This is a genomic window from Vibrio paucivorans (assembly GCF_054053395.1).
Window position 1 is genome coordinate 824,424 of the sequence record NZ_CM133231.1, and the last position, 22,548, is coordinate 846,971.

Annotated in this window: 29 protein-coding genes and 1 pseudogene; 21 read left to right on the plus strand and 9 right to left on the minus strand. The window is 43.6% G+C overall.

The annotated features are described in order from the left end of the window. Window positions 1-57 precede the first annotated feature (57 nt). From ACXABW_RS19005 to ACXABW_RS19030, 6 genes and pseudogenes are all read right to left on the minus strand, one after another. The gene (locus ACXABW_RS19005) at window positions 58-3,030 is read right to left on the minus strand and encodes an NERD domain-containing protein (protein WP_457526999.1); all 2,973 of its coding nucleotides are present in this window, start codon (window positions 3,028-3,030) and stop codon (window positions 58-60) included. 149 nt (window positions 3,031-3,179) lie between these two features. Then, the gene (locus tag ACXABW_RS19010) at window positions 3,180-5,768 is read right to left on the minus strand and encodes an AAA family ATPase (protein ID WP_457527001.1); all 2,589 of its coding nucleotides are present in this window, start codon (window positions 5,766-5,768) and stop codon (window positions 3,180-3,182) included. A gap of 8 nt (window positions 5,769-5,776) precedes the next feature. After that, a complete protein-coding gene (locus ACXABW_RS19015; RefSeq protein WP_457527003.1) occupies window positions 5,777-7,003 on the minus strand; it encodes a restriction endonuclease subunit S in 1,227 nt (408 codons plus the stop codon). Between the two features lie 4 nt (window positions 7,004-7,007). Next, window positions 7,008-8,642: a type I restriction-modification system subunit M gene (locus ACXABW_RS19020; protein WP_457527005.1), complete on the minus strand. Its 1,635-nt coding sequence runs from the start codon at window positions 8,640-8,642 to the stop codon at window positions 7,008-7,010. Window positions 8,643-8,712: 70 nt separating this feature from the next. After that, window positions 8,713-8,855: pseudogene (locus tag ACXABW_RS19025) on the minus strand (type I restriction-modification system subunit M N-terminal domain-containing protein); the annotation flags it as partial. 217 nt (window positions 8,856-9,072) lie between these two features. Continuing rightward, a complete protein-coding gene (locus ACXABW_RS19030; protein WP_457527007.1) occupies window positions 9,073-9,795 on the minus strand; it encodes a hypothetical protein in 723 nt (240 codons plus the stop codon). Between the two features lie 239 nt (window positions 9,796-10,034). Between ACXABW_RS19030 and ACXABW_RS19035 the strand changes: the two genes are divergently transcribed. Continuing rightward, entirely contained in the window at window positions 10,035-10,409 is a 375-nt protein-coding gene (locus ACXABW_RS19035; RefSeq protein ID WP_457527009.1) for a hypothetical protein, read from the plus strand. 348 nt (window positions 10,410-10,757) lie between these two features. On the opposite strand, the gene ACXABW_RS19040 is transcribed toward ACXABW_RS19035, so the two are convergent. Then, window positions 10,758-11,549 carry a S24 family peptidase gene (locus ACXABW_RS19040; protein ID WP_457527011.1) on the minus strand — a complete coding sequence of 264 codons (792 nt, stop codon included), beginning with the start codon at window positions 11,547-11,549 and terminating at the stop codon, window positions 10,758-10,760. Between the two features lie 182 nt (window positions 11,550-11,731). On the opposite strand from ACXABW_RS19040, the gene ACXABW_RS19045 reads away from it, so the two are divergent. From ACXABW_RS19045 to ACXABW_RS19125, 17 genes are all read left to right on the plus strand, one after another. Continuing rightward, on the plus strand, window positions 11,732-11,968 hold the full coding sequence (locus tag ACXABW_RS19045) for a helix-turn-helix domain-containing protein (RefSeq protein ID WP_457527013.1): 237 nt from the start codon (window positions 11,732-11,734) through the stop codon (window positions 11,966-11,968). Next, window positions 11,968-14,169 carry a DDE-type integrase/transposase/recombinase gene (locus tag ACXABW_RS19050; protein ID WP_457527015.1) on the plus strand — a complete coding sequence of 734 codons (2,202 nt, stop codon included), beginning with the start codon at window positions 11,968-11,970 and terminating at the stop codon, window positions 14,167-14,169. The genes ACXABW_RS19045 and ACXABW_RS19050 overlap by 1 nt, the downstream gene beginning before the upstream one ends. 57 nt (window positions 14,170-14,226) lie before the next feature. Further along, complete coding sequence (locus ACXABW_RS19055; protein ID WP_457527017.1) at window positions 14,227-14,934, plus strand: AAA family ATPase; 708 nt, start codon at window positions 14,227-14,229, stop codon at window positions 14,932-14,934. A gap of 1 nt (window position 14,935) precedes the next feature. Beyond that, window positions 14,936-15,214, plus strand: coding sequence for a hypothetical protein (locus ACXABW_RS19060; RefSeq protein WP_457527018.1), 279 nt, complete (start codon window positions 14,936-14,938; stop codon window positions 15,212-15,214). Continuing rightward, window positions 15,201-15,524: a transcriptional regulator gene (locus tag ACXABW_RS19065; protein WP_457527020.1), complete on the plus strand. Its 324-nt coding sequence runs from the start codon at window positions 15,201-15,203 to the stop codon at window positions 15,522-15,524. Before ACXABW_RS19060 ends, ACXABW_RS19065 begins: the two co-directional genes overlap by 14 nt. Beyond that, window positions 15,515-15,742, plus strand: coding sequence for a hypothetical protein (locus tag ACXABW_RS19070; protein ID WP_457527022.1), 228 nt, complete (start codon window positions 15,515-15,517; stop codon window positions 15,740-15,742). Before ACXABW_RS19065 ends, ACXABW_RS19070 begins: the two co-directional genes overlap by 10 nt. A gap of 10 nt (window positions 15,743-15,752) precedes the next feature. Continuing rightward, the gene (locus ACXABW_RS19075; RefSeq protein WP_457527024.1) at window positions 15,753-15,950 is read left to right on the plus strand and encodes an ANR family transcriptional regulator; all 198 of its coding nucleotides are present in this window, start codon (window positions 15,753-15,755) and stop codon (window positions 15,948-15,950) included. Further along, complete coding sequence (locus tag ACXABW_RS19080; protein ID WP_457527026.1) at window positions 15,935-16,204, plus strand: hypothetical protein; 270 nt, start codon at window positions 15,935-15,937, stop codon at window positions 16,202-16,204. The genes ACXABW_RS19075 and ACXABW_RS19080 overlap by 16 nt, the downstream gene beginning before the upstream one ends. Then, the gene (locus ACXABW_RS19085; protein ID WP_457527028.1) at window positions 16,201-16,896 is read left to right on the plus strand and encodes a DUF2786 domain-containing protein; all 696 of its coding nucleotides are present in this window, start codon (window positions 16,201-16,203) and stop codon (window positions 16,894-16,896) included. Before ACXABW_RS19080 ends, ACXABW_RS19085 begins: the two co-directional genes overlap by 4 nt. A gap of 10 nt (window positions 16,897-16,906) precedes the next feature. Further along, entirely contained in the window at window positions 16,907-17,539 is a 633-nt protein-coding gene (locus ACXABW_RS19090; protein ID WP_457527030.1) for a DUF3164 family protein, read from the plus strand. 126 nt (window positions 17,540-17,665) lie between these two features. Beyond that, the gene (locus tag ACXABW_RS19095) at window positions 17,666-17,905 is read left to right on the plus strand and encodes an SEC-C metal-binding domain-containing protein (RefSeq protein ID WP_457527032.1); all 240 of its coding nucleotides are present in this window, start codon (window positions 17,666-17,668) and stop codon (window positions 17,903-17,905) included. Further along, window positions 17,902-18,468: a hypothetical protein gene (locus ACXABW_RS19100; protein ID WP_457527034.1), complete on the plus strand. Its 567-nt coding sequence runs from the start codon at window positions 17,902-17,904 to the stop codon at window positions 18,466-18,468. The genes ACXABW_RS19095 and ACXABW_RS19100 overlap by 4 nt, the downstream gene beginning before the upstream one ends. Next, window positions 18,455-18,673 carry a hypothetical protein gene (locus tag ACXABW_RS19105; RefSeq protein ID WP_457527036.1) on the plus strand — a complete coding sequence of 73 codons (219 nt, stop codon included), beginning with the start codon at window positions 18,455-18,457 and terminating at the stop codon, window positions 18,671-18,673. The genes ACXABW_RS19100 and ACXABW_RS19105 overlap by 14 nt, the downstream gene beginning before the upstream one ends. Further along, window positions 18,673-18,945, plus strand: a complete 273-nt coding sequence (locus ACXABW_RS19110) for a hypothetical protein (protein ID WP_457527038.1) — start codon at window positions 18,673-18,675, stop codon at window positions 18,943-18,945. The genes ACXABW_RS19105 and ACXABW_RS19110 overlap by 1 nt, the downstream gene beginning before the upstream one ends. A gap of 110 nt (window positions 18,946-19,055) precedes the next feature. Further along, window positions 19,056-19,601, plus strand: a complete 546-nt coding sequence (locus ACXABW_RS19115; protein ID WP_457527039.1) for a hypothetical protein — start codon at window positions 19,056-19,058, stop codon at window positions 19,599-19,601. Window positions 19,602-19,667: 66 nt separating this feature from the next. Then, window positions 19,668-19,862 carry a hypothetical protein gene (locus ACXABW_RS19120; protein ID WP_457527041.1) on the plus strand — a complete coding sequence of 65 codons (195 nt, stop codon included), beginning with the start codon at window positions 19,668-19,670 and terminating at the stop codon, window positions 19,860-19,862. A 10-nt stretch (window positions 19,863-19,872) separates the two neighbouring features. Next, on the plus strand, window positions 19,873-20,379 hold the full coding sequence (locus ACXABW_RS19125) for a hypothetical protein (protein ID WP_457527043.1): 507 nt from the start codon (window positions 19,873-19,875) through the stop codon (window positions 20,377-20,379). A 43-nt stretch (window positions 20,380-20,422) separates the two neighbouring features. On the opposite strand, the gene ACXABW_RS19130 is transcribed toward ACXABW_RS19125, so the two are convergent. Further along, the gene (locus ACXABW_RS19130; protein ID WP_457527045.1) at window positions 20,423-20,626 is read right to left on the minus strand and encodes a hypothetical protein; all 204 of its coding nucleotides are present in this window, start codon (window positions 20,624-20,626) and stop codon (window positions 20,423-20,425) included. A 48-nt stretch (window positions 20,627-20,674) separates the two neighbouring features. Continuing rightward, on the minus strand, window positions 20,675-20,887 hold the full coding sequence (locus ACXABW_RS19135; RefSeq protein ID WP_457527046.1) for a hypothetical protein: 213 nt from the start codon (window positions 20,885-20,887) through the stop codon (window positions 20,675-20,677). Between the two features lie 119 nt (window positions 20,888-21,006). Here ACXABW_RS19135 and ACXABW_RS19140 point away from each other — a divergent pair, with 119 nt between their 5' ends. The 3 genes from ACXABW_RS19140 (at window position 21,007) to ACXABW_RS19150 (ending at window position 22,539) form a co-directional block, all read left to right on the plus strand. Beyond that, window positions 21,007-21,528: a gp16 family protein gene (locus ACXABW_RS19140; RefSeq protein ID WP_457527048.1), complete on the plus strand. Its 522-nt coding sequence runs from the start codon at window positions 21,007-21,009 to the stop codon at window positions 21,526-21,528. Continuing rightward, on the plus strand, window positions 21,512-21,919 hold the full coding sequence (locus ACXABW_RS19145; RefSeq protein ID WP_457527049.1) for a Mor transcription activator family protein: 408 nt from the start codon (window positions 21,512-21,514) through the stop codon (window positions 21,917-21,919). The genes ACXABW_RS19140 and ACXABW_RS19145 overlap by 17 nt, the downstream gene beginning before the upstream one ends. An 80-nt stretch (window positions 21,920-21,999) precedes the next feature. Further along, the gene (locus ACXABW_RS19150) at window positions 22,000-22,539 is read left to right on the plus strand and encodes an N-acetylmuramoyl-L-alanine amidase (protein ID WP_457527051.1); all 540 of its coding nucleotides are present in this window, start codon (window positions 22,000-22,002) and stop codon (window positions 22,537-22,539) included. Window positions 22,540-22,548 lie beyond the last annotated feature (9 nt).

The window sequence follows — 22,548 nt, forward strand, 5'->3', positions numbered from 1 at the left end:
GTTTAACGTAAGAAGCTTTATCTTGCTTTGTACGGAAGAAAACTTGGTCTCCATCCTCTAGATTCCTTGCTTTGAAACCGACGCGATGTAATCTAATCTCATCTCATTGAGAGCACTTTGTTTAAGCTTAACTTCACCAAGGCGAACTTCATCCTCGCCTACAATTCTTAAAGCTTCAATAACATCATTTTTATTAAATTGCCCTAGTACATCAACGTCAGAAGCGTATGGAAGAATAAGTTCGTCATCGGAATCTTTTACTTCGTTTGCCCCCCCAATTACCTCAATATATGGATAGGCTTGGGTTTCAGTCTCCAGAACTGCTTTCCATAATTTATCAGTTGATATTACAAGATGATCTGGAGACGTATTTTTAGCTTCAATGTTTTTAAATACTTGAGCTAGTTGATTAGTAAGCCCATCAACTTTCTCCTCATCTTCAACTGGTTTAAGTACCGTTTCCACCGTTCTATTAAATGACTCATTGCCCATCAACTTTTTAGTTAATTGGCTGAACTCCATAACAGAACCAGACTTAATCGTGATGGCAAAGTCTAAAACCAGTTGGCACCTTTCAATATCTTTCGGGTGAATAGAGTCTCTTGCACGAGGTGGGAAAGAAACAATAAAGCCTTTTTCATTCGTTGTGTAAATGACACGAGCACTACCGCCAAGCCCATAAAATGTAACCATTACATCAGTACTGTTTTGATTACTTTTCTCGACATGGACATACAATTTTCCGTTATCGGGATAAATTGTAATCGTTTCAAAATCTTTGTTGCTACTAATAGTAACTGGGGCAATGTTTACAGCTTTTTTAGGTTTTAAAGCTGCTTTAAATCGAACAAGATCTTTGAATCCTGCGCTAGGGTCGCTCACCTCAACCTTTAAGGCCTCACTTAGCTCTGGGAATTCACTTAAATCGACTCCCCACTCACCACCTAATAGCTCGAACGACAATCTCATGACTGCAAAATTATCTCGCTCAAAAGGTGTACAGTTATCTATATTTTCGGGGCTATAACGATGATTTTTCGGTTCATCCCCATCAGTGGAGAAATCAGGTACATCGATAAACGTTATGTCAAAACCGTCAACTGTCTTAGTTAGAATAATGTTCTCTGGGTGTAAATCGCCATGGTAGATGCCTAGCCCGTGTAAATGCTCTACAGACTCAACCAACTTATCAATCACCGCCAAGCGTTGCTTGCTGCCAATTGATGCCCTATTCCAAGTTAACCCTTCAACCTTATCTGTTACCATAAATAGGCTTGAAGACTTAGTGGCAATCCCAAACTCTCTAACACATGGCAGGTATGGTGGATTTATCGATCTAATTTTCTCAAGGCGTTGTAAAAAGTGCAGTACTTTATAGCTTAGTGCTGGGTCATCAACTGATGGATTAACATTAAGCCATGCTTTTACCATTAACCCATCTGATACATAAACTTCCTTCTCGTCAGTTTCTACAATGAGATCATCATCTTCACGATATTGACGGGAGTGGCTAATGTTTCTTCTGAATGGCTCAAGTTCACTATCATCAAATTCAAATGTGCATGCATCGCTCGGCTCAGCTTCTTTTAACGCATCAAACAATTCTTCAGCATCACGATAACGCCCTCCAGCAATTGCGTATTCTAGGACCAAGCCGTACCACTCTGAACAAGAAGCTAGCTTCCCAGCTAGTTTTTCTAAACTAACCGGCGAAATTCGCTCATCATTCAAAATATGCCAACACAAAATGCCAAGTGTTTTTACATCACTTTGAAATGGAGACAGCTCATCATCTGCGTTTTTACCTGATATAGATAACTGCGAGCGATAATCACCAACAGTGCCAATGGGTTGGTGGTAGGCAGAGATAAAGTTAGATAATGCAATCTCTTTACCAGGAGAAATCCAAAGGCTATGGTCTCCTAAATCACGATGAGCAACTTTCATCCTATGCAAGTCAGCAAACTTGGCTACTAGCAACTTAACTAAGTTTGAGCGGTCAACATCAGAGAAGTTTTTACCAAACTTACCGATGAACTCGTTAAATCGACTATGGTTTGGTGGTAATTCGAATACTTCGTTAAATTCGGTCGTTACGTCATCAGGCTGTACATTGGTTAAAGAACGTAAACAGTGTTTATATAAGTCTAAGTTCTGGTGCTTGATATAGCTGAGCACCTCACGCTCCCGAGAAACGATGCTATATCGACCTTCAGGTGTCCCGCCTTTCACCCCATCAAAATTTTTAAAATTCCATACACGCAGTAACGCTTCATCCTGTTTGGATGATTCTGATTTCGCTAGAAATTCCTTGTACAACTTGGTTGGGTGTTCATCAAATATCAGTGATTCAGCTTTGTAGCCATTTACACTTATCTGTTTAGGTGCGGTTGAGTTGCCTAAGAACAGTTCATCGAAAATAGCGAAATCTTGGTTCAGAACTTGCGCATTTGGGTGAGGACGGAATTTATCATTGAATGTTTTTTGATCGGCGTAAGTTAAGAACTCATCTAGGCTGATCGTGTGATGTAATTCTGTATCTGGGAGTTTGCTAAAATCAGCGTTGCCTGACATCACAACGAAAAAATGTACAAACGGTGCGAAACCTTTATTGCTAAATCGGTGTTTCTCACGTTTAAGCTTGTTGTCCAACAAGAACTTTTTGTTTCGCGTGACACTCACAGGAGAGCGTCCCATCAGCTGATTATTCTTGTACCACTTATCCTGATTACAGGTAATCTCACCATGATTCCAATCTTTCAACTCAACAATGAAAACATTACAGTGAGTCACGATGACAAGGTCAAACTCGCCTTCGTAGCCGCGATCGGAATCCACGAACCTAAACCCAGCATAACCTTTCCATGGGAACATTGATGAACCACCGATACTGCGCAGTTGATCTTGAAAAGAACCACCACGTGATGGTTTGTTTTTCTTCAATTTAGGTTGAGAAAATGCAGCTTTAATTTTATCAATGGCTTTAATTTCTTGGGCTTGAAGCCCTCCTTCCCACAGTTCTATTTCCAAGGTTTACCTCGTTCTTAAATGATTTTCGCCAACATCCATATAACGCTAAAGTTTTAGTTTAATGTTGCTCTAGAAATCGTTAAATGACCTAAAACAATTTGTAAATAGGAATTGCTCAAGAAGTCCTAATGAGCAACGTAGGTGAAAACTTATCTTCTTTTATTTAAATCAGTTACTAAGCCGATAATTAAGTCCAAATCAGCTTTGATTTCAGTTATGCTTCTAGGTCGCTGCTGTAGCCCTGTCGCCGTATCATGCCCCTGAAAGAACGTACTGCAATTCGACATTCCTAAGTTAATCGCATCGTAATCTGCTTGGGTTATGTCTTCTATTAATTTAGTGATGCGTTGCGTTTGGATCGAGCGTCCGAATCTAGTTACAACATTATTGAACAACTTCTCTTCAACCAACCTTTCCCAGGCTTCACGAAGTAGATTATAAAAGCCGTAGCAATGTTGTGAGTATTCGAGCTCGGTTCCTGTCCGGTCTACTTTTTCTAATGCTTGATATGCCGCATTTAGTTGTCCAATTCTTGCTTTTATCGGTAAGGCATCCCAAGGCGGTGTATGGTCAACAAGGCCGGTATGTTTACGACTACGGTCTAAACGAACCTGTGTAACGGAAACTCCATCTACTTTATCCACACATTCAAGCAAATACTTATAGAATACAATATCATGTGTAAACACAACCACTTGCCTTTCAAGTGACTCGTCTACAAGACGTTTACCGATGTCTTCACGCCATCGATGGTCAAGTGAGTTAACAGGATCATCAAAAATAACAGCGGAACGTCTACCATCTGAGATGATTTCCGCCATGAAACAAGCAATCGCTATACACCGTTGCTCACCTTCACTAGCAATTTCAGCAACGACATTCTTGCTACCGTCGGTAATTTCCAATTTTGAAAGTTGCTGACTTGCAGATCCTCTTGTTTTTACTTCTACATTGAACCTATCAAACCCAAACTTTTTCAATTCTTCGCCAAAGCACTTCACTAATGGCTCAATTATCGTCGATTTGCTCAGTTCATTAGAGAGAAGCGTTACTTGTCTAGTTGTAGTAACTTCCTCAATCGCTTTTAGCTTATTTTCAAGAACATACCGAGATATGTTTTTGATGATACTGTCCTTATTTTCTGCCACTAACTGCCGCGATTTTAGCTCTGCCAGAACTTCTTCCTTTTCAGAAACTAATGCGCTATGAGACTCATCATCATTTTTTTCTAGCTCCTGAATTTCCGCATTCAGCGCTGCTAAAGTTTCCTCACAATAAGTAATTGGCCGTTTATCGATATCGGACAAACCTATTTCTGAATCTTGAGTTAAAAACTCCGATTGACGCAACTTTAGCGACTTAACAAACGTAGCTACATCAGCCTTAAATGAACTACCTTCAGGTGTCAGCTCATCAATAACGGCATCGTAATCACTGATATCTATTACAAGTTCGTCAATTTTCTTAATGGCATCTTTGTGTTTTTTACTGGCTGTTTCTGCTTCTTGAACAGCTTGGTCTGCAACGAATTCTTTGAATGACGTCAATTTGTCTGCGCTATCACTACTGACAGGTTGTAAACACAACGGGCATGTATCTGACTCTGCTGGCGGAAAAGAAACTTCATTCGTTTGAGATTTAATAAATGATTCGGCTGCCTTCCATAGGGTTAACCACTTAGCGTCACCAATACCTTCAAATGGCAAACCGGATAGAACACGCTCTCTGAGTTCTTTTGCAAGCTCTGCCTTTTCATCAGTATCATGCTTAAGAGCTATCAACTCTGTATAGGCTTTCGTTGTTAAAGAACCATCTAACTCGTTAAGTTTGCGTAAAAACGGCTTAATACGTGCGACCTTTGTACTCATCCCTCTCTTTAGACTAGCGACCGATTGAGACTTGAGCTCAAAAATACGTTGCTCGAGTGGTTCTATTTGACCAATTTCATCATCACTTCCACAATGCTTCTCGACATCTTGCACCGAAGAAAGGTGGCTTAATCCGTTAACAAACTTTCCACTTAACGTCTCATCAGAAAACGTTGGAAGAGTTTGCATACCATTACCTGGCATCAACTCTTCAGCGATTTGTCTTTTTACATAGTCCAGTGCAACCGCTAAACACTCTAATACTTTCAGAGCGAATGGTTTGTAGCCCAGCGTTCCTTCTTTTTTACTCACATAGTGTGAGGCGGTATCTGTATCGAACACTCTGATGGACTTCAGCTTTTCATCAGCTTCAGCCTTTTTTGTCCAATCAACCGTTAAGGTATCACTGTCATCGCAAACGGTTAATTTAGCAGAAGAGGCTTCATCCGATTTATCAAACACATTACCGAGAATTGGGGCAACATCCCCCCGAGTTAAACAAGCGTGTTTTAAAATACGCGCGTAAGTTGACTTTCCCGTACCGTTGTCGCCATAAACAATGTTTAAACCGTTAGAATTTAAAGCTAGAGTTTGATTTGGTGCCAAAGAACCTACATTAACGACATCAGTAATCGAAGATAGCTTTACCTCAGACACCTCTGAAACTAACCCTGCTGCGGTAACTGGCGTTTCATAGAGAGTGTAAAGCTCATTTTTCTCAATAACGCCATATTCCATCTGTGCTATTGACCAAATCAAACGGTGCTGTTTCTCTGTCAATTCCCCTTTGGTAAGCGCCAGCCTAACAGCATGACGCCAAAAGACGGGCTTATCTTTCACCCAGTCAACGAGCTTTTCAATCGGCTGCATAATCATCCTTATAACTCAATTTGACCAGAGATCAGCTTTGGCAATAACATATCGCGTTGCAGCTTTAAGTTCCTATTTTTAAGGCTAAGGGCTCTTATTTGTTCGATAGCTGGAGTAACAACACGGTTAAAACTTTCAAGTGCTTTCGATTCTGGTACGCATACAGCAAACTCTTGCAAAACGTCCCAGCTAGCTCTCGGCATTTTACTGCCTTGTGCTGTTTGCACCGCTTGAGCAACAAACTCAGTAGAAAAAGTAACCATGGCGATTAATGAATGGTGTGTGCGTTCCTTTGGAGAAAGAACGAATGTATCAGAAGAGCAAAGACCATCAACTTGCGCAACACCAACTTTATGAAAGTTTGGTCGTATCTTGCCAAACAATATATCGCCACGACAGAAAGCCAGCTTGTTACTACCTATTTCAGATACTTCCTCCCAATTAGATAGCGCTATCGACTTTCTAGGGAAGTGCTCTAAACCCATGTATGGTGTATTTTCAGACACTATACCTTTTTTTATAGTTTTCCTTTTAAACTCTACTAGCTCACCCAACAGTTTAACTTCCCACCCCTCAGGGATTTGACCTATCGGAGATTCGACGAGTTTTGGATTGCCAGAAGCATCAAAGCTATCTTCATGACCTGGATAGCGGAACTTAACAAACCACTCTCGATAAAGTGATTGCGCCATGTCTTCTAAGATAACGATACGACGGTTGTTGTTTTCGATTAAGTCATCATATTTGCGAACTAAACGCGAAAGTTTTTGTTGCTGTTGTAATGGCAATACGTTTAATTCAATTTGTTCAAACGTGCTCTTTTTAACGTGCTCTCGGCCTGAAGCTGATCCTCCTTCTACAACTTTGACTCTATCAATACTCTGTGTCATTAAGTAATAAACGTAGTCTTCGTCAAAGTTTTCCTTATCAACCACTATTGAGTTTATTTGTTGATTTGTTGCGGCAGCCTCACTTAATTGGCACAACTTGCCAATAGTCCCAATAGTTACAACACAAGTTGTGCCTTTCGGTAATAGTCTACCTTTAGCAGTTTTTGTTGCTGCCTCTGAAAGCATCATCTCGGTTTTAGGTACTCGTCGCGAGCCACCTACTAAATCTGACGGTTTTACAAATGGGTATATCCCTCCCCACATTTTTTCGTCTTTAGTTGAAGGTGTGCTTCCTGTATAAATCTTTCCCAGATCCTTAATTTTAACTTTGCGTAGAGTGTTCATAGTATTAAAGCCCTAATATTTGAGCTGCATTTTTTGATATATCAGCTTCAAGTTGATGAGCTTCGGAATTCAATGACTCCAACTCTTCTATCAATAATTCAAACTTCGATTTAAACTCCACATCATCTAGTACCTCTCCATCAGCAACCCCCACATAGCGACCAGGATTTAAGCTATAACCTTGCTCAATAATGTCTGCTTTAGATGCCACTTTACATAAGCCAGCGATATCTTGATAAGCCAGTTCACCACGATCATTGGTAAAGAAGTCTTCTAGTTTAAACTTACCAACGTTGCCATCATCTGGATGGGTTTCAAGGTAAGTATTATCAATATCTTGCCCACGGTATAAACGCACAATATTGGCGATAAAATTAAGTTGCTCGCTAGTGTAATCACGCACTGAACGGGTAACTTGGCGGAAGATATGGCGAGCATCGATAAACAATACTTTGTCTTTGTTATGCGCAGGTTTGTTTTTATCTAAAAACCACAGCGCACATGGCAACGTTACGGTGTAGAAGAAGTTGGTCGATACGGCCACCATGACATCAACTGCATCATCTTCAATCAGTTGTTGACGGATGTCTTGCTCTGAACCTCGGGCATCACTTGCTGAGTTTGCCATCACAAAGCCAGCACGACCTGTTTGGTTAAGTGCTGAGTAAAACATTTGCACCCAGATATAGTTGCCGTTGTCGTTACGCGGCATACCATATGGGAAACGATGTTTATCACCTTCTAAACGGTCTTTTTGAATTTCATTCACATTGAATGGAGGGTTAGCCATGACATAGTCAAACTGGCCGTGTTGTTTACCATCGACAACGCCGCCTTTAGCAAGTTCAAATGGGTCTTCATAGTAGGAGTTGCCTTCGCGGATGTCGCCTTGCAATCCGTGAACCGCCAAGTTCATTTTTGATAGACGAACCGTATCACCAGTTTTTTCTTGCCCAAACACAGAAAGTTCATCTGAAGCTGATTTGTTGTGGCTAGATACAAAATCAGCTGAGCTGACAAACATACCACCGCTGCCACAGGCTGGATCGAACACTTTGCCGTGATAAGGCTCGATAATTTCCGTGATGAGCTTGACCAGTGCTGAAGGTGTGAAGAACTCGCCACCGCCTTGCCCCTCGGTTTTGGCGAACTCATTGAGGAAGTACTCATAGATTCGACCAAAGATATCTGAGCCAAGGCTAAAATCGATGTCGTTAAAGTTTTTCAGCAGGCTTTTTAGTATGTCATTTTCAAAGCGAGTAAAGGTCTTAGGCAGTGCATCTTTGATCGCTTCATTTTCGGCCTCTAGAGCTTTCATAGCATCATTAACTTTAACGCCGATGTTTGCACCTTCTGGAAGCGCTAATAGCTTGGTGTAAAGCGCCTCATCTGGTACATACATTGCGCCCTCTGCTTGGATCTTGGATTTAATGTCACCGCTTCCACGACGACGCGAACTGGTTTGTTCTTCAATTTTACTCTTTGCCAACGTGAAACGATATTCAGCGTACTTTAGGAATATCAAACCCAGAATTGGGCGAGAGTATTCTTGTGCCGTTAAGCCTGTGTTCGCACGCAATGAGTCAGCGGCTGACCATAGACGTTTCTCTAGTTCTTCTATCTTTTTAAAATCTGCCACTTTCGCTTTTCCTTCATTTTGATGCTTAACGGTTCGTTTTACTGACAACCACACAACTATCTAGCAGTGCAGCGGTCTTTTGCAGTTCATCTAAACGACGAATAAACAGTAGGTAAGAGATTTGATCGATAACTGAAATTGGGTTAACGACACCACCAGTCCAGAACATTCCCAAGCTTGGTTGATCTGATTACGAACTTTGCCCGTTAGCATGGTGATTCTCTTTGATTAAACTGTGACTAAAGACCTAGCCAAAATTGCGGTTATTTTATCGAATTACAGCGGGTTAGACACTTATTTTTGCTGGTTTTCGAGGAGTTAACTCTCAGCAGCGCGTAAAGTATGCTTTCATATTAAGAGTTGAGCCACTAGAAGGACAAGAGCTATACAAACCTCCTCTGCATCTGACTACTGATATCACCCGAACCTATCATCGAAAATCTTGGAGTAAAATCGCCCTGAACTCTGCATTGTATGGTTTAAGCTGAGCTAGCATCCGTTTGTATCTCTTCCGATATTTATCCGGCGACTCAGTGATTGATTCATCAAGCTCAGACATCTCAACAAACGTGAACCCAGTCAACCTTAACCAAAAGCAGTCAATTTTATCTTGATTCAACCCTACGATGTGCTTAAAGAATGCATCTAAATCCGCTAGCGTCTCTGGTTGTAAGCTGTCCAAACTCAAACTAGACGTCATTAGAGAGTCTAACCATTGATCTAAAGTCTGATCACTATTTGGTTCAAATATTCTGGCTGCTGCTCCGGCTTTTTTCGCTTTATGGGTTTCCCCTCTGTTGGGGTCGCCTTTTCTGCGGCCGTGGGTCCAATAATTTTGCTTTTTGCGACAAAATGATTTGGTCGCTTCAAGCACGTATCTTTCCACATAACTCTTATCTTTCTCAAACTCGGAAAGCTTTCGTGCGCCCTCTACAAGGTTAAAGTGACCGCTAGGGCTCAAGAGTTGCTGCTGCAATATGCGCTCAATGTCAGCAATACAACTTGACGTTATGTAATCGATATCGCTTGCCTCTTCAAACTTGCTTAGTTTGCGATACACACGACCATGAATTTTGTTGCGTTTTGTGAGCGTAACTCGATTAAATTCTTCAAAGAACTCTGCTACCAGATCGCTTTTTCTGCCATCAGTCATATCTTCTCCAAAAAAAATTTCAAATATTGTCCGGTTAACCTCAAAAAATCCCCCTTATATTTCACAAGAAGTGAATTCAAATCAAGACATTATCAATTTCGCAAGGAGATATTATTTCAATAACAATCAAATAATGTCAATAAATACAACAACTTAAAGCAACCTTACACTTGTATTATTCATAGATAATAACCATACTAATTTAGCCAGTAAGAGAATAAGCTGGATACGGAGATAGAATGAAACCTAGAAAAAAAATCACACACACAGTACGCGACAAATGGATAGAAGATTGGAAACGCGAAAACCAACTAAGCCCGCACTACGTTTCATTTATCAAAACTCAAGATATTAAGTCTTATGGTAGTAAGTCACGAACTCCTGATTTTGCTGAGTCAAGGCAAGACCGAGATTTGCTGTCGACAAACGAGCGCCACTTTTTCTATCGGCTGCGTTTTAGTATGAAGTACGCTCTAATTTTTGAGCAGTACCCACTCTTATCTGTTGAGCGTGCAATGGCGATTGCCAAAAAGTTAGGTGTTCGTTACCCCACATATCCATTCTCAAACAATGTGCCTATTGTAATGACGAGCGATTTTTACTGCGTCGTGTAATTAGTAACAAGAAATAAAAAAGAATGAGATTATCGAGGATTCCCGAAGATTTGAAGAGAACGCTTGAAAGTGAGATGGGATGGGCTTTCGCGGCTTGATCGTATTTTACCGCGAAAACCAGAGAATCATTTGTTAGTAAAAATTAGTGTTGAGGTGCAAAGATAAAATAAAAATAGAGCTTGTCTGATTTACTCTAGTTCCACTTCTCTTTCTGTCTTCCTTTTCGTTTCGTATAAACCACACTCGCCATTATTGTAGATCTCACAAGAGAAGCCCTCTGTGCCACTCATTAGGCAGACTCCGTCTGGTTGCATGTATTCACATCTCTTGACAGGTGGTGCAGGAGCCTTACGCTTTCTTGGCTGGCTGGCTGGCTGGCTGGCTGGCTGGCTGGCTGGCTGGCTGGCTGGCTGGCTTACCTATTACCATAACCACCTCGCCTATAACGCGCATACGATCTAGATTGGTGCGTGGAACAAACTCCTCTTTATATGAGGGATTATCGCTAATAATGCGATAGCCATCATTCATTATGTCGTATTCCAGGCGTTTCACGCGAAGTTCCCCACCTAAGTTGATTACATGAATCCCTTGTAACGCCTTGTGTGTATTGTTATCACAGCTTGCAATCACAATGTCGTCTCCACTTTCGAGTGTAGGTTCCATGCTGTCACCCCTCGCTTCAATAATGGATAGATCGCAATGCGATATACGGTTCTTCTTCAAAAACTCTTTAGAGAAGGGGTAACGGTCAATAATACTTTCTGTATCAACCTGCATTCCGCCTCCAGCTGATGCTGTAACGTTATGTTTGTCTACATAGACTATATCTTGAATTTGAGGGGTTGGAGCCTTCTCTTTATTAGTTTCATTACTTGTATCCTCCCCTGTAGCAAGCCATTGAAGAGAAACACCTTCCTTGTTAGATATTTCAATCGCACGATCTAAAGATGGCATTCCACCTTTATTCAAATAATGACTCACTGTTGCGGTGGATATCCCCCACAACTTAGCTGTCTCTCTGATAGTTTTATCTTTTGATAGAAAATTCAGACGCTCTGTTATTGATCCTTTTCTCTCGGCTGGAAAAGGATCGGATGTGTCATTAATTTCTTCTCGATCCGATTCTTTGTAAGTCATTGTTTTATATCGCCATATCGTTATTTACCCATGAAATCAGCAAAAAACAGAAAAGGATCGAAAAATATAACTTGAAGTGTCATATATTTAGATCAATACTAATACCCATGTTAAGACAAGTATTAATTCACTGATTAGTCATTGAACTAGTCAGTGTACTCAAAATCACAAAGGAGATCACTATGTCGAATCAAAGCTGTGATTGGCACCCAGCCGATATAAAGGCGGCATTGATAAAGCGAGGTTGGACTGTGACTGGCTTATCTAAAGCTTCGGGAATGGCTCGAACTACTCTAAGTAACGTATTCATGCGCCCATATCCACGAGCAGAGCGAATCATTGCTAAAGCTCTAGATATGGAGCCTAACCAAATATGGCCTAGCCGTTACCAAGATAAAGTGAATGGTGAGGTGGCTTGATGTTTTATACGGTCAAAGAGTTAACTGGATTGCCAGGGATGCGAGAGCTAGAACGTAACACTCGAATTCTTATGGCAAAGATAGGGGCTGATAGTAGAAGAAAGCGTGAAAAATCTAAAGCTTTCGAATATCACATCTCATGCCTTCCAGCAGAAACCCAAGCGCATCTACGCAAGGTAGAAGCCAAAAAGTCGCTGGAAAAGGTTGTAAGCAACTTCAACCTTGAAGAGGTATTAGAGCAACGCGCCGCCCAAGCCGAACAAAAGAAGCAAGACGATCATAAAGCGTTATCTGAGCTTTGTTCTGAGCACCGTGAAAAAGCGTTGATTCGTGCTGGCCTAGTACGAGAGTACGAAGTATTCAGAGAAAGCAGCAAGCTTGGCCGTGGCTCTAGTGCTATGGAAATGTTTGTCGAGTCTATCCGTAACCTGAAACACCCTTATGCGATTGAGCACCAAGAGATGATCAATATGCAGAAAGTGAGTACGCAAGTTCTTTACCGTTGGACGCGTGAGCTTAACAAAACCGGCATCATCGCCTTGGCGTTAGAGCACAATAAATCCAAGCCTAAGCTGGGTAAATCCTTGATACGTGATCAACCTGAACTGGAAGAGTTCATTGTCGCGGTGATGACGAAATACCCAACGACCACACCACGTAAAATGCGTACGGCAATGGAAACGTACTTTGGGGATAAATTCAAACTACCAGAGCGCACCACCATTCGTAACTTTATGACGGATTGGAAAGAGCACAACGCTCATCACTACACCTACATGACCAACCCTGACAAGTGGCGCAATGAGTTTATGTCGGCCTTTGGTAGCGCAAGTGAGCGCGTCAATGACCTGAATGACTTATGGGAGCTGGATGCAACCCCAGCCGATATCGAGTGTGTATGGGAAGGCAATCGTAAGCGCGTTCACTTGTCAGGTGTGATTGATGTGTACTCTCGCCGTCTGCACTTGCTGGTAACAGAAACTCCACGCACCGAAGCGAACGCGCACTTAATGCGTAAAGCGCTACTGGATTGGGGTAAGCCTGTGGTGTGCAAAACGGATAACGGCTCAGATTACGTGTCACTTCGTATGAAGCAGACATTTATCTCACTCTCGATTCAACAAGAACTGTGTACACCGTTTCACCCACAAGAAAAGCCGCATATTGAACGAGCGTTTCGCACATTTAGCCATGACTGGCTAGAAATGATGCCTGGTTATGTGGGCCACAACGTCACAGAGCGCAAGGCCATTGAGTCCCGTCGTTCATTCGCTAAGCGTTTGATGACAAGGGGTGACATCATTGAAGCCAGAATTTCGCCACAAGAGCTGCAAGAGTTTTGTGATAAGTGGGTGGAGATATACCACCACCGTGAACATAGCGCATTAGGGTGTAGCCCTTTCGAGAAAGCGACCCATTGGAATGGTGTGGTTGAGCGTATTACTGATGAGCGAGCACTCGATATGCTGCTGTCTGAGCCTGCGGGTGGTAACGGCAAGCGTAAGGTGGCGAAAAAAGGTCTTAAGGTGGAGAACATTTGGTATATCGCACCTGAACTGGTGGTGGGCAGCTGGGTGTACGTCTACTGCGATGAAACCGATATTGGCCGCTTGGTTGTGTACAACGATGACCATGAATTTTTATGCATTGCTGAAGCACCAGAGTTTACGGGTGTCTCTCGCCAACAAATCGCCGAGCTGGCGAAGCGTAAACAGATACGCCAAGCCGCTAGAGCAGAAAAAGAGCATCGTAAGGCGGCGAAGAAATTTAACCTTGCAAACCTAGCTGAAGAAATCATGGAGTATGAAAGCAAGACGGGACAAAACATTACCGCTTTCCCTCAGCGTGAAGAGGTGTTCACCAGTCCAACGCTCGAAGCCGGAAGCCAAGCCCATGATGCTTTGGCGGCGTTTGATAAACCTGTGAAGGGCTCAGAGATGAGTCAGGAAGAAAAAGAGCTTCTGGAGAGACAGATCTTGGAATTCCAAAACGAGTCCCGTACAGCGCAGCTTGAAGAAGAAACAGAAGAAGGTGAGTTCAGACGCTGGATCACGCTTGATGAGGCAGAGCAAGCGGGTGAAGAGTTAGATGAGATGAGTCTCCGCTGGAAAGCCAACTACGAGACTAAGCCTGCATTCAGAAGTCGCAAGTTGATTTATGACGACTGGGGTAAGAAGTTCTTTTTCAATGAACCAAAATAAAGCCCTGAGCAATTAGGGCGTCAGGGCAATCAATTACAAAAGTTATCAGGAGTAAATATGAAACAAACCATCGTACCCGTCAAGAATGTATTGAGATTAGTCGGTGCGGGCCAAGCTCTTTTAGAGCGCCCAATGGGCACGCCTGGCATCGGTTTGATTTACGGTCAGGCAGGTCTGGGGAAGACTACCGCAGCCACGTGGTTCATCAACAAATGTAATGGTGTGTATGTTCGCGCTAAGAAGTTATGGACACCACTCTCGATGATGCAGTCTATCTGTGACGAGCTGGGTATTGACCGCCACCGTAGTGCCGTGGCCTGTCAAGACGCCATTATTGAAGCGCTCGTGCTTGAGAATCGCCCGCTGTTTATCGATGAAGCGGATTATGTGGTGGAGTCAGCGGCCATGGTAGAAGCGATTCGTGATATTCACGATATGTCGACCGTTCCTGTGATTCTGATTGGCATGAAGAACTTTGCGAAGAAGATTAAGCGTTTCCCTCAGTTCGATAACCGCATCATGCAATGGGTAGAGTTCGCGCACTGTGACCTCGATGACGCACGCAACATCGTGAATGAAATGTCCGACAAGGTGAAAATCTCAGATGACTTGTTGGAGCTGCTTGTAAAAGAGAGTAAAGGAGAAGTGCGTCGTGTGGTCGTAGGCTTGTATCAGATTGAGCAGTTTGCACTGAACCAGGGCAAGTCGGAAATGACGCTAAAAGAGTTTAAAGGTCAGTTCCACTTAGGTCACGTGGGGGTGTGAGATGGCTTTTAAGAACACCGCCCCACGCCGCAAGGTATGGACATCGATGCGCATTCTTCGCACCTTCTCGCAAGCGGATTTGCTCATCACAACCGAAACCAGTTATCGCACCGTGCGTCGCTATTTAAGCGCACTAACGAAAGCCGGTTACGTAAGACAGCAAGGAAAAGGCCATGAAGCGAAATATCAATTGCTACGTAATACAGGCCCTAAACCGCCTGCGGTTAAAGGTGACCAACTCATTGACCAAAACACAGGAGCAACCTATGAGCTGGCTTGAAGTGTTGCAAGTACGTGCCTCTCGTGTGCCTTTGGGTGTCATTGCAAAGGAAATAGGTTACTCCAAAAGCACAGTAAGCCGTGTATTGAATGGCTCATACGGTGGGGATATCGAAGCGGTTAAGCACGCAGTGCAACAAAAATATCAATCTAATTTGGTGGAATGTCCACTATTGGGTGATATCGAGCGTGAACAATGCCTGCATCATCAAAACCGCCCATTTGCGGCAACGAACCCAATGCGAGTACAGCTTCACCATGCTTGCAAGACATGCCCAAACAAATGCGAAGGAGAATCGTCATGTCATTAGTTGAACAGATAGCCTGGCTTGCAGGCACTCGCGTGACGGCATCACGTCAAGTCGGCCGCTCCCGTGTATTTGAGTGTGAATACGCCCCCCTCCTCACTAGCGAGCGAGTCAAGCAGTTTATTGGGGAGGTAAACCCAACCGTGATGCGCACCAGTTTGGGTGTGGTCGAATCCATCCGCATTGGCCGTGATGTCATGTGCTGGAAAACAGGCGCTTAGAGAGGTCGCTATGGAAACACAGGAATACTTAACCGAGGCGCGCATTGCGGTATTGCTGGAGAAAAAAAAGCAATACCACGCAGCGATGCACCAATGGCACAAGGCGAGACTTTATGCCTTAGTGCGAGCCAATCAATTATGGGCTCATGCCCGTGCAGACTTTTGTAATAAACAACATGAAGAGGAAAAAATATGTCACAAGAACTGAAGTACGCCAAGGTCACCATTGAGATTGCGTTTGACGAGCAAGCGGATGAGTTTTGTGTCAAAGGCACGGTAAACGGAGATGGCGCATCAAAGCTTTCTAACTTAGCGGCCAGTGCCGTCTCTGGTGCAGTGATTCCAACGGTCAATGATGTCACTAGCAAGATTGCGCACTTGTACGGTGAAGTGGGTGAAGATATTTACCACTACATCGAGAAAGAGATGGATGCGATTGAAGACGACAAGGAAGCCAAATGAGCAACCAAAAAATTATCGAGCGCATCAAAAAGCTCTTACGTTTAGCGGCGCGCTCAACCAGTGAAGGTGAAGCGGCCAATGCGCTATCACAAGCGCAAAAACTTATGGCTCAACACGGACTCAAGGATAGTGCACCAGAATTAAGCGATGTATCTGAAGCCTTTGTGAAGTCAAAAAGCCAGGCCGTGACTCTTCCTGTGTACCTTCACAGGCTGATAGGAATGATTTCAAGTGCGTTTGGGTGCAAACCTGTTCGTACCCAGGACGCACAATACCAGTTAGGTCTCACCTTTATTGGTCATGATGAGCGTCCAGACATTGCTAAATACGCTTATGAAGTGTTAGAGCGCCAGCTTGCTAAAGCCCGAAAGGAATATCTGAAAACACAAAGCAAGCGCCTAAAGAAATCAACAAAGGTGGCTCGTGCGGATTTGTTTTGTGGAGCATGGGTCATGGCGGTACATGAAAAAATTCAAGCCCTCGCCCTGACAGATGAAGAAAGCACGCAAATTACAGAGTATATGCACTCAATGCATCCTGACCTACAAACCACTAAAGCGCGAGATGTCTCACTCGCTAAAGCGCGTGGTGGTGACATGGCCGCTATCAACGCAGGCTATAAAGCGGGGCAAGACGTTAACTTAAACCACGGCGTCAATGGTCGTGAAACTGAAAAACTCACACAACAATAAGGAGTCAGAGATGACTAAGCAAACTGAAACACAAACCGTACTCGTTCCTGAAGGATACATGATGGATCGCAAAGGTCGCCTTGTTCCTGAGAACTTAGTCGACAAGCACGATTTAGAAATGAATGACTTTGTGCAACGTATGGTTGGCAAAGCAAAGGAGCAGCAAGAATTGCTTCGTGCATTCAAAGTTGAATCGTTTGGTGAATGCCATGCTTTTCTCGATCTACTTGCTGAAAAGTATGGCCGCAAGCTTGGTGGCGAAAAGGGCAATGTAACGTTCTCAAGCTATGATGGCTCAAAACAGGTCCAAATTAGCGTGCAAAGTTCACTGGCTTTTGGTCCAGAGCTTCAGGTCGCTAAAGAACTCATTGATGAGTGCCTGAATGATTGGTCTGAAGGTGCAGATGATAACTTGAAGGTTGTTATCACAGATGCATTCGATGTGGATAAGGAAGGTAACCTTAACACTGGCCGTATCCTGTCACTACGCCGCATCGCTATTGAAGACGAGCGCTGGCAAAAAGCGATGAAAGCAATTGGTGACTCTATTCTTATTTCATCAACTAAGCCTTACATCCGCTTTAAAGAGCGCGACGCAGACAAGAAGATGGTCAATATCTCTCTCGATATTGCTGCGCTATAACGGTTATTCCAAACCGATAACTCACCACCCTTAACGCATTAAATACAGGCAAGCAGAGACAGAGCGCCCACTGCTTTGGCTTCGCTCTGCCTGAATTTAAGCAAACTGAAGAAATAAGGACTGATTATGTTGGATTGTAGAACAGGCCGTTTAGTTGAAATTGTAGGCACACAAGCAGAGCGTGAAGCCTTGATGTGTGCTTTTGAAAAGCACAACCGTCATCCCTTACTTGAGCTCACCCAAGAGCAATTAGAAGAGCTGACACCTTTAGAAGGTTATAAGCGCAAAGGTCGTATGCGCAATAAGCCTTGTGTTTGTGGGAGTGATAAACAATTCAAAGACTGTTGCTGGGGTAATTTCCTATGAAAACTCAGCAACTCAGACAACTAGTTGAGCAGTCCTGTTGCGGTACGCTCTTGGATAAGTCCACTGCATTGGCATTAATCAACGAGATTGAAGCAACACTGGAGACCCGCGAGCAACTGCTGGTTGAAACGCTGCATATTCTGGAAAGCTCTAACAAGGCTGTTCGTATGGGGGCTGTTAACTCAAGTGTTATCGAGAACCAAAGCGCAGCAATACGAGCGATTCGAAATCACTTTGAATGCAAGTCAATAGAAGGACTGAAGCATGACACGATACAAGCGGATCATTCGAACCTACAACAAACAAAGGCGCAGAGGTTGGTACCATCTCCAGCGCAAGGAGAAGTTGACGACCACTACCAACGCCTCAGTCATGTAATGGTCAACCAAGCTTATAAAGGCCGTAAAGTTTGGGATGCGAAGCAAAGCATTAAAAGTATCGAGCGCCGCATCAAAGCCGCCATCAATCATCGAGACTTTCGTCGTGCAGGACGCCTCAATGCTGTACAAGAAGCGCTGGAGCTCATCAACTATGACTTGGAGGTGGCCCGTGACACATTTTGAACAGCAACGTCCATTTATTGCCGTTCATTCACGCTCAGTCATTGAGCATGAGATTGATATGGCCGAAGCCATCATCGAGAGCGAAGGCACTGCGTTCCCAGATGACACCTTCGAAGATGGGTACATTGCTGCCCTTAAATTTATGCTTAACCAACAAGGCTCAAATGTTCGTGAGGACTATGAGGCGATTATGGAGAAAAACTGATGAATATAATGATGTATGTAATTACGGTATTGGTTGTTATTTTGTGTTGGAAGTCTATCCAGAAAGTTATCTCTGCCGTTAACCATTTTTTAATGGGCTCTATTCAGGATTGGCGACATAAAGAGGATCGTCTGTATAATTTATTCATTGGCGCTAAAATTGATCTAGAAAGCTTTAGAGAAGAAGTTAGCCAGCGCATAATGAAAGGCTTTTGTTATGGTATTGGCTTCTGTCTAGGTGTGTGGTGGCTTTTCCCCTGGCTTTATCGATAACCCTCTAAATTAATGTGATCTTATCCCGCCTTATGGCGGGATTTTCATTGCGCAAGAACAAATTAAAAATAACAATGCATGCGCAATTAATCACCTAACAAGAGGCCGTAATGAGCACTATTTGGGACATAACATTACGAGAATGGCTAACGTTCATATGTAATGGTTTTATTGATAATGCAGGTAATTTTTGTAAAGTAAAAGAACGGGCAATGAGTATACATTGCCCAGAGCAAACTATTCTGACTGACCCTCATCTTATCAGAGATTGCCTTGAGGAATTAAAAGGGCTCAAAGTTACTGGCGATGCACACTTAGTTTCAAAATACGGACCTTATCGTATTTACACAGCACTGTCGGTTTTGAAATCTTTGAATCGCTACAACTGCCCAATTCCCAGCAAGACTAAAGAATTTTTTCAATTGCACGCAGACCTATATAAAAATGGAGCGTTCGATAGTGAAAAACTCGCAGAAGCCAAAAGCATCAATCATATGTACATCGTAGAAGTGGACGTTTCAGAATCAACTGATACTGACAGCACGCTGTCCGACGCTAAACTGCGTTTTCTCATTGATGGTGTAAACCGATTGACCCTTGTTCAAGAACGTTTAACTCATATATATGGTCGTTTTGAACGGGAAACCATAGAATAACAGCACTTACAATAAAGTACTTTGAACCAGTTTAGTAAAAATCTGTATTAACGTAAGGAGTAGAGCGTGACAAAAGACAATAGCCGTATCCCACAACGTCCAGGCGGTGGCCGAGTGATCACAACTGACAGTGATGACACTGCCTTAAATCGCAAAGGTAAGACTGAAACATTTAATGATGAAGCGCCGCAGAGCATCACTCAGTCATTGAGAACGCCTAAGCGTCCAACTGGAAACGGTGGTACACCAACCAAAGAGTAACGGAGACAAGATGAGTAACCCGACTGAAGCCGATTATGATAGACACTGGGATGTGCTGTGGAATGCTCAATTGGGCATTCGTTACCACATGCATCTTCAGAACCACTATACGCGCCTGGGTAAGTTCATCACGGCTTTTACTCTATTGATGAGCTCTGCGGCCTTTGCTGTGATTTATCAACCCAATGCAGAACTTTCTAAGTGGCTCATGTGCATTGCCGCCATGCTTCAAGTGGCGGAGCTGGTGATTGACACCAAGTCTAACGCCACACTTCATGCCTCGCTTCGTCAGCGCTATCTGCAGCTAGAGCTTGCGCTCTCAGGTAAGGCATACATTTTAGAAGAAGATGAACAGGCGTTTAAACAGCAGCGCATCGCCATTGAGGTCGATGAGCCCCCCGTCATTCGAGCACTCACGGATAAATGTCATAATGAGCTAGTTGCGGTGTACGGCATGAATGAAGATTTGCATAAAATGCGTTGGCACCAAAGCATGAAAGCTTGGTGGTTTAGTTAAAAAGGGCTTTTAAGCCCTTTTTTATTGATTTGAAACCCGTCTGTTAACGACGACTTTTAAGAAACTTATCAAGTTCGTATTCCATTTCTTCCCAATGTGGAAGTCTCATGTGCGCATCTCTCGATCGAGTAGGAGAACTTGAACGGGCCTCTCGTGTTAATTGAGAAATCGTATTCGTAATTAATGCTCGGTATTCATCAAGCTCTTCTTTAGTAAGCTCTTGAAGCGGTTTGCCTCTGTAAGTCATTGCTTTCTCTTTATGGCTGCAAAAATCAATATTGTAAAGCAGAGTTGATTACTTTGCTTTCGAAAGCTGCTCGATATAATCCATCGCTTTCAGTTGAGTATCACTGCCACACACCGGCAGCGCTATCAGCTCGCCCTGTCTTGGTTTACACCGACCGTCTCGTCTATCTTTCACCGCACCTTCGCTGATTCCCAAGTAGCGCCCACATTCAAAGTTTGAGAACCCCGCTGCGCGCTGCAGTTCGATAAATACATCTTTCATAACTTTCTATTTTTAAGTGGACATTCCACCACTATAAATTATTTTTTGTCCATTTCATTGCTTTTTCTTAGGGCTAGTGATCTACTTTATCTATGAAGAGGTTTTGTGAGAGTGTCACTATGTCGTATTTGAGAAAAACACGTAACCAGTTGATTGCGCTCATTCATGTGGGAAAGACTCAGCTTGGCATGGATGAGGACTGCTACCGCGCCATGCTCAGTCATGTGGTCGGTGTATCCAGCGCAAAAGAGGCCTCATGGCTGCAGCTTGAAACCGTCCTCAAACACATGAATCAGCTTGGCTTTAAGCCCGTGCGTAAGCGCTCCCCGAAAAGCGGAAAAGCGCGAAGTTCGATTACCGATGCGCTGCGAGCGCTTTGGATAACCATGTACAAGCAAGGCTTTATCCAGGATGGCAGTGAGCATGCGCTGCGCCTTTGGGTCATGCGCATGCAAAAAGTTGGCTCGCCACAATGGCTTGATGATAAAGACGCTGCCAAAGCGTTAGAGTCGCTCAAGCAGTGGCACAAACGCATGATGATAGTGAAACTTGAAAAGCCGCACTTCAAATCCTGCTCTTACCAAGAAGTGCTGGATGCATACCACCAACACACGGGAGGTCACCATGTCACAGCAATTTGAACTCATCGATGAGGAAGGTGTGGATGCAACCATCATCGAGAACGCCGATAAACTTGAAGACATCGCCCAGCACTGGCCACAAGACGCGCAGGCACTCTTTGCGCACATGAAAGCTGAGTTTGAGAAAGACTTTGATGAGGTGAAGGCTTCAGAGCTTGCTATGCGCTCACTGCTGGAGATGTCCAAATACGGCGGTGGGATGCAGTTTTATCTGCCGAAGAAAGAAGCCTTCTTTGCGCCGCTGCGAGATATCCAAATTTGGAGCCTGTTTAATGGACGTAATGTACGTGAGCTGGCTAAGCACTTTGATCTCACTCCGGCTCGTGTCTATTCTATTATTGCTCACCAACGCAAAATTGAACTGCAGCGAAATCAGTTCCAGCTATTTTAGGAAAGGACTTTAATCTCACCCTCCTCATACGCTCCGTTAGTCTGACAGCAACCTTTCTGCTTCACTAACGGAGTTTTTTTATGTCTAAAGTTGCCCTTGTCATTGGTCATCGCGCAGGCTCACCTGGCGCGGTTCATGTGGCCTCTGGCGTCACTGAATTTGAATACAATGAAGACGTCGCAAAGCGTGTCGCTGACCTGCTTATCGAGCGCGGCCTGGAGCCAGTCATTGTGTATCGCACTACTTATTCCGCACTACCTGAAGACATTAACGCGTTAAGCCCCGATTTTATCCTCTCTTTGCACTGCAACAGCTTTTCAGTGCCTTCAGCAACAGGAAGCGAAACCTTGTATTACCACACCAGCTCACGAAGCCGTGCGCTGGCCGAGCGTGTGCAATCAAACATCGTCACTGCATTAGGCCTGGCTGACCGTGGCATCAAGCCCAAGCAATCGGAAGACCGAGGCGGTTATCTGCTGCGCTACACTAATGCGCCTTGTGTGATTGTTGAACCTGGCTTTTTCAGTAATGACGGCGATTTTTATGTGCTGGATAACAAGCTGGATGCGTACTGCCATGCGTTAGCGGATGCAGCAATGCATTACGCACACACTAGTTAAGTATGACGC